This is a genomic window from Geminicoccus sp., from assembly GCF_035556675.1.
GTDB lineage: Bacteria > Pseudomonadota > Alphaproteobacteria > Geminicoccales > Geminicoccaceae > Geminicoccus.
Genome location: NZ_DATMFZ010000183.1, coordinates 1 through 12,666 on the forward strand (window position 1 = coordinate 1; position 12,666 = coordinate 12,666).

Annotated in this window: 10 protein-coding genes and 1 pseudogene; 5 read left to right on the forward strand and 6 right to left on the reverse strand. The window is 65.5% G+C overall.

Annotation, left to right across the window (positions count from 1 at the left end; translation table 11 throughout):
* Positions 1 to 736: 736 nt before the first annotated feature.
* Complete coding sequence (locus VNS22_RS13465) at positions 737 to 955, reverse strand: hypothetical protein (RefSeq protein WP_325733215.1); 219 nt, start codon at positions 953 to 955, stop codon at positions 737 to 739.
* A gap of 396 nt (positions 956 to 1,351) precedes the next feature.
* Here VNS22_RS13465 and VNS22_RS13470 point away from each other — a divergent pair, with 396 nt between their 5' ends.
* Entirely contained in the window at positions 1,352 to 4,075 is a 2,724-nt protein-coding gene (locus tag VNS22_RS13470) for a hypothetical protein (RefSeq protein WP_325733217.1), read from the forward strand.
* Positions 4,076 to 4,446: 371 nt separating this feature from the next.
* On the opposite strand, the gene VNS22_RS13475 is transcribed toward VNS22_RS13470, so the two are convergent.
* Positions 4,447 to 4,788 (reverse strand): hypothetical protein, encoded by a 342-nt coding sequence (locus VNS22_RS13475; RefSeq protein ID WP_325733218.1) that lies wholly within the window; start codon positions 4,786 to 4,788, stop codon positions 4,447 to 4,449.
* Between the two features lie 860 nt (positions 4,789 to 5,648).
* Here VNS22_RS13475 and VNS22_RS13480 point away from each other — a divergent pair.
* The 4 genes from VNS22_RS13480 (at position 5,649) to VNS22_RS13495 (ending at position 9,214) form a co-directional block, all read left to right on the forward strand.
* Positions 5,649 to 6,404: a phage Gp37/Gp68 family protein gene (locus VNS22_RS13480; protein WP_325733219.1), complete on the forward strand. Its 756-nt coding sequence runs from the start codon at positions 5,649 to 5,651 to the stop codon at positions 6,402 to 6,404.
* Positions 6,401 to 7,306, forward strand: a complete 906-nt coding sequence (locus tag VNS22_RS13485) for a three-Cys-motif partner protein TcmP (protein ID WP_325733221.1) — start codon at positions 6,401 to 6,403, stop codon at positions 7,304 to 7,306. The genes VNS22_RS13480 and VNS22_RS13485 overlap by 4 nt, the downstream gene beginning before the upstream one ends.
* A gap of 25 nt (positions 7,307 to 7,331) precedes the next feature.
* A complete protein-coding gene (locus VNS22_RS13490; protein ID WP_325733223.1) occupies positions 7,332 to 8,090 on the forward strand; it encodes a hypothetical protein in 759 nt (252 codons plus the stop codon).
* Between the two features lie 173 nt (positions 8,091 to 8,263).
* On the forward strand, positions 8,264 to 9,214 hold the full coding sequence (locus tag VNS22_RS13495) for an IS481 family transposase (RefSeq protein ID WP_325733225.1): 951 nt from the start codon (positions 8,264 to 8,266) through the stop codon (positions 9,212 to 9,214).
* Between the two features lie 6 nt (positions 9,215 to 9,220).
* On the opposite strand, the pseudogene VNS22_RS13500 reads toward VNS22_RS13495, so the two are convergent.
* The 4 genes and pseudogenes from VNS22_RS13500 to VNS22_RS13515 all read right to left on the reverse strand — a co-directional run.
* Positions 9,221 to 10,007 (reverse strand): annotated as a pseudogene (locus VNS22_RS13500) (IS5 family transposase).
* Between the two features lie 129 nt (positions 10,008 to 10,136).
* Entirely contained in the window at positions 10,137 to 11,159 is a 1,023-nt protein-coding gene (locus tag VNS22_RS13505) for a hypothetical protein (protein ID WP_325733227.1), read from the reverse strand.
* A gap of 227 nt (positions 11,160 to 11,386) precedes the next feature.
* Complete coding sequence (locus VNS22_RS13510) at positions 11,387 to 11,779, reverse strand: hypothetical protein (RefSeq protein ID WP_325733229.1); 393 nt, start codon at positions 11,777 to 11,779, stop codon at positions 11,387 to 11,389.
* Positions 11,776 to 12,666 (reverse strand): recombinase family protein (locus VNS22_RS13515; protein WP_325733231.1); only part of this gene is annotated, 891 nt, incomplete at its 5' end. The genes VNS22_RS13515 and VNS22_RS13510, both read right to left, overlap by 4 nt.

The following is a 12,666-nucleotide window of genomic DNA, read 5'->3' on the forward strand; positions in this document are numbered from 1 at the left end:
AGGGTGGAGGGACAGTCCAGACCACAAACGTCCTCACGGGCGGCGGCGAAAGCCGAAGTGGTATGAATCCTGGGGCCGTGGGTTCGAATCCCGCCGCGGACACCATTTCCTTCTTGAGAACTCGCTCTCCGGTTGGGCCGAAGGCGCCTGGAAGCCCAGGTTCCGCCTGGGTTGGCGCGAGGACCTTGGGAGTGCCGAGGCCGGAGAGGGCCGGTATTCTCTTTCTCAACGGCGGATTCTCTCCGGACCTGGGGACTTGGCCGATTTAGTCCCAAGGTTTGGCCTCAACAGAAACAACAACTTGCCGGATGCAGACGATCGAGGTGTTCGTATCTCGTGTGGGGGCGGCGATATGGCGCGCACCGAACTCGGCGCCGTCACCCCCGCGTCGGCTACCCGCCCCTCTACATCTGTCCGGCAAACGCTCGAGCTGGGCGCGTTCACGCGGCAGGCCCTGGACTGCTGCGGCGCCGCAAACCCGGATAGCTTTGCCGCAACCGGTCGAGGTGCTGGCGGTCTTCCGGGTTCTGGAGGATCGGGCTTGCCGCCCGTTCAAGTCATCCTGGACACAGCTCAGCCACGTGCAGATGCTGGTGGATCACTGGCTGGATCACGAATGCCTGCCAGCGCCTTATGTCTGGCCGCCGCGCGCGGGCAGCTAGGTTGCCAATGCGGGGCGGCGCCAGAGCTGAGGGGCTTCAGGCCGAGACCGCCCGCCCGGCCCGCAATGCGCCGCTCACTGCTTCCCGCGCTTACGCTTCAGGGCGTTGATGCTGTTGTGAGCAAACTCGGTTGCCTGCTTCGCCGCGTCGGTCGGAGTAGCGGCCAGGTGCTGCCCATTGCAGACGCGAGGGCCGCCATCGACTTCATAAGCCCAGTCCCATCGGCCCTGGCCCACGTGCGTGAGATAGATGGTGTAGGGGATACCTTCGTAAGTGCCGTTAATGACGTCCATAGGAGCGCTCCTGTCTGAGGGTTGAGGTCTTACCCTGACGTCACGCCCTGTTTTCTGAACCGATGCGCAACAGAAAAACTGCGCGGCATCTCGAAATTCTATCCCTTACAATTCTGCCCGCAAAAGGCGCTTGGCGGACAGAATTTCCGCGCGCGTCGGGCCATGAACATAAACTAGATTTGTATACATTATGATCCGTCGGCCCCTGGCGCCCAAATAGGCAGTGCTTAAGCTTCCCTGAACGACACGGGGCGGCCCTGGGGGCCCGCCGCTAGCCAGCGGAAGGGCTGCCGCAGCATGGGCATGACATCTCAGGATGGGCGGGCCGGCCTCAATCTGGCCGCGGCGGGCACGGCGTCGGAACCATTCGCATCACCGATCCAGGATCCCACCAGCATGCCCGTGCCCAACACCTACCTCTATGCGAAGTACGGCGATCAGGCCGGGCTCTGGCTGCTCGACGCTTCGACCGGCGAGACGCGCCTGGTCAAGCAGATATCGCCCCGCGAGCTGCACGGCCTCGGTGGCGGTCGCGCCATCTTTGGGGGGACGGACCAGGAGCACGGCCAGGAACTCTGGGTGAGTGATGGCACACCGGAGGGCACGCGCCTGCTCAAGGACATCCTCCCGGGCGTCCAACCGGTCGGCGCCGGTGCCTACGGCCCGCATTCCATCACGCCCCTCGCCGACGGCCGGGCGCTGTTCGTCGCGACGGATGGTACGCACGGCTTCGAGCTCTGGGTCACCGACGGCACCGAGGCGGGAACCGCCCTCGTCAAGGACATCCTGCCCGGCACGGACGGCCAGCAGAACATCCTGGGCATCACCGATCTCGGCGACGGCCGCGCGTCTTTCCTCAGCAAGAACGCGGCGGGTGGCTACGGCATCTGGGTGACGGACGGGTCCGCCGACGGGACGGTCCAGGTCAGCGAGGATTTCGGCACCGACTTCTTGGCCCTGGACGACGCCGCCGCGCTCGGGAACGGGTCGGCCCTCTACCGGTCGGTGTCGGGCGGTTACTGGGTGACGGACGGCACCGCGACAGGCACCCACCGCTTCGACCCCCCGTGGACCGAAGGGCGCGGCGACAAGCCGTCGGTCGGCGACTTCCTGCACGCGGCGGACGGGCGCGTCATTGTCGGCGTGGGCAGCAGCCTCGACGGCAGTGTCCCGCGCAGCGTCTGGGTCACCGACGGGACCGAGCCAGGGACGCACCGCCTGCTCGAGCTGCCCGAGGGCTCCGGCTGGGTTTCAGGCGCGGTGGACCTCGGTGATGGCCGGACGCTGCTGTACGGCGGTCCCGAGAACGCCAACACCCTCTGGATCACGGACGGCTCGCCCGAGGGCACCGTGCCGGTGGAGGGCGGCTGGACGGGCCATTCCTATGACGACTACGTCCCGGTCGGCGACGGCAAGGCGATCCACATCGAGGACGACCCGGCGACGGGCCTCAACGCAGTCTGGCTGCTGGACGGGACGGACCGCGTCCTGCTGCGCGGCCCGAGCGACGACAATCCCGCGGGCGGCGAGCTCTGGTGGCAGGAGGTCGGCGACGGCCGCACCCTGTTTGCTGTCAGCCCCGCGGGAACCGGCAAGGGCGAAATCTGGATCACCGACGGAACCGCAGCGGGCACCAGCCTCCTTGCCTCCCAGGTGGTCGGCGGCGTTGACGCGGAGGGCGGGACCTTCGTGCCGGTCACCCTGCCGGGGCCGACGGGCGGAACGCCCGAGCCGTCGACCAGTCCGGAGACGCCGCCGGATCCGGAACCCGTCACCACCCGGGTCGTGTATCGCTTCTGCGACCTCAACACCGGCGGCCACCTTTACACCACGGACGCGGCCGAGCGGGACATGGCGCTGAGTGCCCCGACGATCATGCGCGACGAGGGGGTGGGCTTCTCCGTCCCCCTGGACCCGTCCGTGCCGGGCGTCGCCCTGGTGCATCGCTTCTACGAGCCGATCTCGGGCGACCACCACTACACCATCAGCGGCGAGGAGGCCTTCGCCCTTCTCACCTGCCCGGGCTGGCAGGACGAGGGCAACGTCTTCCTCGCCAGCACCACGGGCGGGGCGGGCCTGGAGGCGGTCTACCGCTTCTTCGACACCGGCTCGCGCACGCATTTCTTCACGGCCGATGTCGCCGAGCGGGACGGCATCCTGGCGCATGCGCCGAGCTGGACCTACGAGGGCATCGCCTTCTACGTGCCCGTCGCTGATACCGCGCCGGAGCGCACCGAGATCCGCCACGACGACGGCAGCCACGACACGGTCGAGCACGACACCGCCGGCACGCGCGCCTGGAGCGCGCGGACCTCGCTGTTTGACGCGCAGGACCACCTCGTGCAGCGGGTCGAGGTCGGCGATGATGGCAGCCAGGTCATCACCCACTACGACGTCAACGACAGCTATGACTGGACCGTCTGGACCAGCATGGTGAAGGACGGCGTCCGCACCGAGGCGTTCGACTACGATGACGGGCTCGGCAGCGGCCCCATACCGGTCTGGCCGGATGCTCGTTTCCGATATTCTCGCGAGTACCATGACGAGGCGGGGCATTCGACCGCCATCGAGCATACGCAGGACCACCCACTTTCTGGCGTCAACGTCCGGCTCATGACCTACCTTGATCCCGACGATGCCCAACCCTGGGCGGCATGGACCAGCGAGTCCGCCTATCGGGTATCGAACTACAAGCAGGTTATCCTGTTCGATGAGGGGGGGTCCTACATCCGCATCAACGGCAGCGACTGGGGCGGCCCTCCGAACCCCAGCGACATCATCATCCGCGACGCGCATGAACGGCTGGTCCTGCAGATCGACCAGGAGCCGAGCGGACCACTTGGGATGCCGCCCGGCGTCTACAACCATTACCTCGCCATGCAGGAAACGCTCGGTGCCCGGCACTGGACCGAGATGCAGGACGAAACGGGCGAGGTGACCCACCGCAGCACCGATCTCGACAACGGCCTGCGCCTCACTCTCGATTACAGCCACTCCACGCCGGAATACATCAGCGAACGGATCATGCTGACCGACCTGGCCTCCGATGCCGTCGTCATCGACGTCAGCCTCACGGTTGCCAGCGAGAACTTCCATTCCTCGGCGCTGACCTTCGCCTGACCGCGAGAGGGGCCGGTCAGCCGCCCGGCTCCTCCTCGCCTTCCTCCACCCAGCCGAAGGCGGGGGCGCCACTGGCGGCCAGCAGATGTGGCGGATTGCCCCACTACGCCTGCTCAGAAGCGCCCGCGCTGTCAGCCCGCCGGCTAATGCACCGGCTCGGCGGTGGCCGGCTTGTCGCCACAGCGCGAGCAGCGCAGCCGTTCGATCACCTGTCGGATCGGCGTCACGCTGGGCACCCGGTGCCGGACGGCCAGCTCGCCAATGCGCGGCTTGGTGCTGCGCCCGCAGCCGCACACCACGTGCAGCCGCAGCCCGGCCTACAGAAAGACCGGGTCCGCAGGCTTTGACCGGCTGTCGTTCATCGCTGCCGCTCAGGCCAGCTGCAGCCGTGCTGCGGCCAAGGCGTCCCGGGCCGCCTGCAGCGCGGCCAGAGACCGCTGCGCCTGCCGCTGACCGGCGGCATCGTCGCGGTCCAGGTCGTCGATCTGTTCCTGGGCGGCATCCACGCCCTCGGTCAGCGCCGCATGCAGGTCCGTCACACGCTCGTGCAGCCGTGCGCGCTCGATGGGCGGAGTGTCCGCCAGCCAGTCCGTGACCATGGCCTCCACGGCGCGGCGGACGCGGCCAGGATCGGCAGCGCGCTGCGCCAGTTCGGCCAAGTGCTGCAGGGCACGGGTCTCGGGGGCAGGCGGGCGGGGAGGTCTCTTCGCCATGGGGGTCTCCAATGGCGAAGAGATAAGTATAGAACATAAGAAGAACAAGCGCGACTGTTCAGCCGCTCCTCGTCAACCCGCCAGCACCTTCCGCTCTGGAATCAGCGGTGGAGAGGGATAGAGACTAAGCCCCTGGCGCTCATCCATGGCCACCCGTGCCTCAGGATAGACTGCAAGACGTGATTCCGGAGCGGTCGGATACCCCGGTTAGACACTATAAGTTGCGGAAAAGGCACGATTCCGCTGAACCCGCCGCGGACACCGTTTCCTTCTTGAGAACTCGCTCTCCGGTGGGCCGAGGGCGCCTGGAAGCCCAGGTTCCGCCTGGATTCCCGCGCGGACCTTGGGAGTGCCAAGGCCGGAGAATGGCGGAATTCTCTCTCCGAATGGCGGAATCTCTCCGGACCTCGGGACTTGGCCAATTTAGTCCCAAGGATAAATCCATATTAATTCAAGGGGTTACGAAGTCGGCTGTGGCTGAGCGTTCGAAATTCGTCTGGGGCTCCAGTCGGTCTCCTTACAACCCGTCTCTCCCGATCAGGGCACTGCGCTGAGGCGCAGGTTTCTGCGGTTTTCGGTCGCAACCTTGATGGTGCAAGGGCAGAACGAGGGCGGCTTTTCTCTCCGAAATGCCGGAGGCTCTCCGAGCCTTGAGGGTTGGCCGATTTTTCCAGCAAGGTTTACGCCTTGCTTTTGGGCCATCTTCGGTGCGGCTCCCCTGCTTGGATTCAGCATTTCCATCGCCTGAACGTGCGAAATCGAAGCGAGAACCACGGCTTTCGATTCCTTGCCCTGTTCACTTCTGGGTTGCGGAACGAAGAGCAGTGTGAGACGATTCGCTTTATGTTCTGGGATCGGGCATGGCGGAATCGTCTGACATCGAGTGGACTGATGCGACCTGGAACCCGGTAACGGGCTGCGCGAAGATCAGCCCTGGCTGCGACAACTGCTATGCGGCCCGGTTCTCGGAGCGGTTTCGGGGAACGCCAGGCCACCCCTTCGAGGCCGGCTTCGATCTCACCCTGCGGCCTGAGCGCCTCCAGCAGCCGCTCCTCTGGAAGCGGCCGCGCCGGATCTTCGTCAACTCCATGTCGGACCTGTTCCACAAGGGTGTCTCCACTCCATTCATCGAGCAAGTCTTCGATACGATGGAGCGGGCCCACTGGCATCAGTTCCAACTCTTGACGAAGCGCAGCAGCCTGATGCGGGACTACCTGAAGCGCCGCTACGCTGGACGGCTGGCGCCGGCGCACATCTGGGTCGGCGTCTCCGTCGAGGACCGCGTCCGCCTGTCGCGCATCCGTCACCTGCAGGCAGCCCCGGCCTCGGTGCGCTTTCTCTCGATCGAGCCGCTGATCGGCCGAATCGGCACGATTGACCTGGCCGGCATCCACTGGGTCATCGTCGGTGGGGAGAGCGGTCCGGGCCACCGGCCCATGGACCCGGCGTGGGCGCGCGAGATCCGCGACCAGTGTCTCGCTGCCGGCGTGCCGTTCTTCTTCAAGCAATGGGGCGGATTCCGCCCGACGCAGCACGGCCGGACGCTGGACGGCCGCATCTGGGACGAGTTTCCGCAACCCCAGCAACCCTGGACCGCCTTGGCGGCCGCCGAATGAGTGACGTGGATTCCAGCCCGACGGTTGGCCCGTGGGCGCGCGAGAAGCTGGATGCGCTAGGCGCGTATCTCGACTTCTACATGAAGGTCCTGAAGAACCAGTCCCATTGGTGCAAGGGCACGATCTACGTCGACGCCTTTGCGGGGCAGGGTAGGGCGCGCGTCCGGCGCAAGGACCTCTCGCCCGCCGGTGCGCTGCTTGCCGCGCTGGAGCTTCCCGTCGATCAGGACGATGAGGAGTTCATCCGCGGCTCGCCCCGCGTCGCGCTCGACATCCCCAACCCGTTCTCGCAGTATGTATTCATTGAGCGCGATCCCGCCCGTGCCGCCCAGCTCGAGGAATTGCGCACCGAGTATCCCGCGCGCCGCATCGACGTGCACCAGGGCACGGCGGAGCAGGAGATCGACGCCCTGCTGCAGGGCGATCTCGGCCGTCCCGGCTTCCGCGCCGTTGTCTTCCTTGACCCGTTTGGGATGCAGATTCCATGGGCGACGGTGGAGCGCCTCGCTGCCACCAAGGGCATCGAGGTGATGATCAACTTCACCCTCGGCATGGCCATCCAGCGGTTGCTGGTCCGCTCCGGCGAGATCAACCAGGCTTGGCGCGCCGCGCTCGACCGCTTTTTCGGCACGTCGGAGTGGTGGGACCAAGCCTATGAGGAGAGCGCCGACCTCTTCGGCCCGCAGACCCGCAAGCTCCGGGACAGCGGCCAGCGCCTGCTGGAGTGGTACCGGGGCCGGCTGGAGGCCGCCTTCGGCCATGTCTCGCCGGCCCGGCTGATCCGCAACACGCGAGGCGGGCACCTGTATTACCTGATCTGGGCCGGACCGCACCCGAAGGGGCTGGTCGGCGCGAACCACATCCTGAGCAAGGGTGAGAAGGTTACCCGCTCGACTCTCTGATACTGGGAGCATTGCGAGGCGCGACATGACACCCGCGACGGACCCCGACGAGGCCGAGTTCGAGGCGCAGCTCAGCGCCTTCCAGGCGGACGTGGCGACGGTCACGCGCGGCTTCTACACGATGGCGGCGATTAACCATCTCGCGTCGCAGGACGCCGCGCTACTCGCCAAGTTGAACCACGCGCCCGATTTCTGGAACCTCGTGCAGGCCGCGAGCCAGACGACGCTGTTCATCGCACTCGGCCGCATCTTCGACCAGAACAGCGATGTGCGATTCACCCTGGATAAGCTGATCGGCGCCGCACAGAAGAACGGGCGCGCGATCTTCGCCGCCGACCGCCTGGCCGACCGCAAGCGGCGGGAAAGCACCAACGCTGATGCATGGCTCGGCGACTACCTCAAGGGCATCTATGTCCCAACGCCTGACGACTTTCGTGCGCTGAGAAAGGTGCGCGATCGCTACCGGCAAAGGTTCACGGCGACGTACCGTCCCATCCGGCATGAGGTCTACGCACACGGCATCGCCACTAGGGCTGAGGCGGTGGAGCTGTTCGCCGAGACCCGGCTTGTCGAGTTGCAGCGCATCATCCGCTTCCTGCAACTGGTCGGCGACGGCCTGTGGAACCTGTACCACAATGGCCGTAATCCCATGTTGCGTCGCCGGTTCCCGCCCTGGACCATCGAGGAGTTGGCGCATAGTCCAGATCAGCAGGACGGAACGTCGGACCAGCGGATCATCGTGGAGGCGATCCGGACAGTGATGGAGCAGCTTCGGCGCGCCTGAAAGCGCCACCTCGGGCGACAGGCGAGCAGCGGCTAGCTCCGCATTGCGTCGCGTTCCTCCCGCGCAGCGCAGCAAGCGATCCCGCCGGGCGGGCGAACTGATCTGCCACACACTAGGTGTATGGTCCTGGGGTGTGGTGGTACACTTGACCACCATGCTGCGAGGGATGCGCTATGGGCCAAGTTCTCCACGGCTGCGCCCGCACGACAGAGGCAGTTCGTCGCGCGATCCAGCTACAACAAGAGAGCGTAAGGGCACTGGCCCGGCGCTACGGCGTCAGCCCGACCACCATCCAGAAGTGGCGCAAACGCTCGACCACGGCGGACGCCCGCATGGGCCCAAAGGAGCCCCGCTCCACTCTCCTGACGCCCGATGAGGAAGCCATCATTGTCGCCTTCCGCCGGCACACCTTGCTGCCACTGGATGACTGCCTCTACAGCCTCCAGCCCACCCTCCCGCATCTGACCCGCTCAACCTTGCATCGCTGCTTGGAGCGGCACGGCATCAGCCGCTTGCCTCAGGTTGGCGGCGACAAGCCGCCCAAGCAGCGCTTCGCTACCTACGCGATCGGCTACTTCCATATCGACCTGGCCGAGGTCAGCACCGAGGAAGGCAAGTTGCGCCTCTTCGTGGCTATCGACCGCACCAGCAAGTTCGCCTTCGTCCGTCTCGTCGAGAGCGCTGGAAAGATGGAGGCGGCGGACTTCCTGCGCGACCTGGTCAAGGCCGTTCCCTATCGCATCCACACCGTGCTGACCGACAACGGCGTCCAGTTCACCGCGCGCAAGCAGGATATTTGGGACATCCAGCACATCTTCGATCGGGTCTGCGACGAGCATGAGATCCAGCATCGCCTGACCAAGGTGAACCATCCCTGGACCAACGGGCAGGTCGAACGGATGAACCGCACTATCAAAGAGGCGACCGTCAGGCGCTACCACTACGACAGCCACGAGCAGCTCCGCATCCACTTGCAGCTCTTCGTGGACGCCTACAACCATGCCCGCCGGCTCAAGACGCTCCGCGGCCTCACGCCCTCCGAGTTCATCCATCAGGTCTGGACGAAAGAGCCCGAGCGTTTCAGGCTGAACCCGTCACACCACACCCCGGGACCATACAACTAGGGTCCGTTAGCTCCTGAGCCAATCGAGCAAGGCGGTCAGGCAGAGAACGCCGGAGGAAGGAACAGGCGGTATTCTCGTAGCGGGTGGCGCTGGCGCGCCACTCTTTCAGCCGCGCCCAGAGCCGCTCGACGCAATTGCGGTTGTTGTAGATCCAGGTCGGGCAGGCGACCGGGTTGAAGGCACTGCCTTCAACCCTGCCGCTGCGGCGGGATGGCAGGACGGGCGCCGATGCTCCAGATGTGCTCCCGCAAGGCGTGGCTGGTGTAGCCGCGGTCAGCCACTACCCAGGTTGGAACCTCCGGCAAGCGGTCGAGCAGAGTGCGGGCCATTGGCAGTTCGTGCGCCTGGCCGGGTGCCAGCCGGAAGGCCACCGTACGTCCACCACCATCGGCAACGACGCACGCCTTGGTGCCATAGCCCCCACGAGAGCGGCCAAGAGCCTCAGGCGCATCGCGTCGGGCTCGGGATCCCCCTTTTTGGCCGCACCCGCTGCCTGCTGGTGTGCCTGAATGTTGCTGCCGTCCAGGAAGGCCATGCCGAGCCGCAGGCGCTTCTCCTGCACCAGGTTGAGCAGGCGTTCCCAAACGCCATGCCTGCCCCATCTGATGAAGGTCTGGGCCGCCATCCCCCAGGGGCCGTACTCAGCAGGCACGGCACGCCACTTCGCACCGTTCTGGCAGCGCCAGATGATCGCTTCCGCAGTGCGCCGAAGGTCATGGTGCTGTGTCTTGCGGTGCGGGCGGCAGGCTTCGATCAGCGGCTCCAGTGCCGCCCACTGCGCATCCGTCAGCACCATCCTCACCTCTCTGCGGCCTCCGCAGTAGATAGGTCCATGGTCAGGAGCCAACAGGCCCTAATGGTCCGATGTGACGGTTACGCTACACGAAGTCGGTGTGGAACTGGCCACACCGATTGAGACGGATCAGCCTAAGAGCTCGATTTGGTGTTCGGAATTGGTCCCGGTGAGCCTGAATTTGCGGACCTCGATACCGAGATATTTGATGGCAAGTCTGAAATCACCGGGGATCTCCGCATCGTCAGGCACAATGAGGAATTTTGAGGGGGTCCCGTTGCCGGCAGCCGAATGTGTCATGAGTTGCCCGATGGCAGTGTAGAGCGTCTGCCGCCCAAGCCCCGTCTTTACCTCGTAAATTTCTGTAATCACGCCGGCCTTCTTAACGAAGAGGTCGATCATGCTTGAGTTAAGCACTTGCTCATCCGGCGCAGCAATCTTGCAGCGTTCGTCATACAGCTTTTGTACAATGTCGCCGTGGTAGGTCAGATATTCGAAGTTTCCGCCGTTCGAGCCCTTTTTTGTGCCCGAAAATTCTTTCTTATACCGGTCAAATTCCTCGATCTCGCGCCTGAACGCGTCCGAGTCCAAGTTCCCCGATCTGATCGCCTCTTTGAACCTGTTGACGATTTTGACAAAGCGCCAGATGCGTTCTGGAAGATCGGGATGGTCCAGTTTGGCCACTGCGATGCCGCGCCGGACCTTCCCGCCGTCTACGATGACATCGACGAGTTTGGCCTTGGACCACACCAAAAATGCCGTCTGCCCGACCCCTTTGCGCCCTCCCCCGACGCCCCCATCATGCATCAGGAAGATGTCGCCGGTTTCACTGTCCTGGGCGAAAAATCCCGCGACCTGGGCGGTGTTGTGATCAGACGGAACATTGATCTCGACCACAATCTGCTGGGATGGGCGGTCAGGATCGTAGATCCCAAACGGCGTCCAGTAGCGGGGAACGGCTGCCTCTTGAGAAGGCTTCCCGAAGGCGCACCAAAGTTTTCCCTTGCCAGCCGAGTAGACGATCTCGTCGACATTACCGCTCGGGAAACCAATGTTCTTCTTGCCCTCGCGGTTCAGCGCATGGGTTAGGTTTCGAAACAAAATTGACTGTGCTTCTTTCTTGGCTTTTGCTTCATGGAGCAGGGTTAGCATAACCATTTCCTCTGGTGCAGCCTTTTTGCCGTGGCGAAGATAATGTGGGCGTCCACGCTCTGGCCGTCGCTTGAGACTCGGACGTAGCCCAAAATTATGTTGCAGTTCTGTATCGGAAAAGCCCTGAAATTTCAGGGCTGGGCTTGCTGGGAATTTCTTTAGTCCTGCACCATAGAACCGCCGCTTCCCGTCATTCTCAGTCGATCGCGGCCGAAGTGGGCTCCGGCTCAGCGATGCGCGAGCACCTCGCGCTGATAGGCCCATGCCACCGGGAACGGCTGCAGCAACTGCGGCATTGTCATGTCCTCTGGCGGCCGCCCCTCCAGCACCGCCTCCACGAGGTCCGGCGCCAGCAGGGTCAGTCGCAGCATCTTGCCGAGGTAGGAGCGGTCAATCTTCTCGGCGGCCGCCAATTCGCTGAGGGACGAGTAGCGTCCATCTTCCAAGAGGCGCTTCCACCGGTGGGCCCGGGCCAGGGCCTTCACCAGGGCCGGGTCAGCCCGGCTGCGGACCGGCGCGGGGCTGGTGGCGCTGCCCTCCGGCGTGACCACCCGCTTCCGCCCGCCACGGCGGCGGAGGGTCAGCGGCACGCGGACCGTGATGCTGCCGGCTGTTGTCATGCGGCCCTCCGGCCCTCAGCGCCAATCCCGCCAAGATCGCGCACCAGACTGGCCAGCCCCGCCACCCGCAGCCGCACATCGGCGCCGGTCGGGCTGACCTCGACCCGCTCGACCAGCAGCCGGACGATGCGGGCCTGTTCGGCCGGAAAGAGCTCGTCCCAGAGCGGGTCCAAGCGCTCCAACGTCTCCCGTACCTCCGCCTCCGTGAGATCCGGCGCCTCCGCCCGCGCCGCCTGCCAGGTGCCGATCACCACCTCCGGCTGGCGCAGCAAGGCGCGGACCTGGTCGAGCACCGCCGCCTCGATCTCGCCGGCGGGGAGGCGTCGCACCGGGCACCCGTCGGCACCTCCCTTCAGCACCGCCTGGCTGACGTAGTAGCGGTACAGCCGCCCGCGGCGCCGGGTGTGGGTGGGGGACAGGGCCCGTCCGTCCGGTCCGAAGATCAGCCCCTTGAGCAGCGCCGGGCTCTGCCGCCGGTTCTGGTTAGCCCGTGCCCGCGGGCTCTCCTGCAGGAGGGCGTGCACGCGGTCCCACAGCTCCTGGGACACGATGGGTTCGTGCTCGCCCGGGAAGACCTGCCCCTTGTGCGTGACCTCGCCCAGGTAGGTGCGGTTGTGCAGCAGCCGGTAGACGGCGCCCTTGTCGAAGGGCCGGCCGGTCTTGGTCAGGACGCCCTCCTGGCGGAGCGCGCGGGCCAGCCGAGTGGCCGAGCCAAGCTCCGCAAAGCCCTCGAAGACCCGCCGGACCCGCGCCGCCTCGTCCGCGTCCACCACCAGCCGGCGGTCGCGCACCGTGTAGCCGAGCGGCACCGGCCCGCCCATCCACAGGCCCCGCGCCCGCGAGGCGGCGAACTTGTCGCGCACCCGCTCGCCGATCACCTCCCGCTC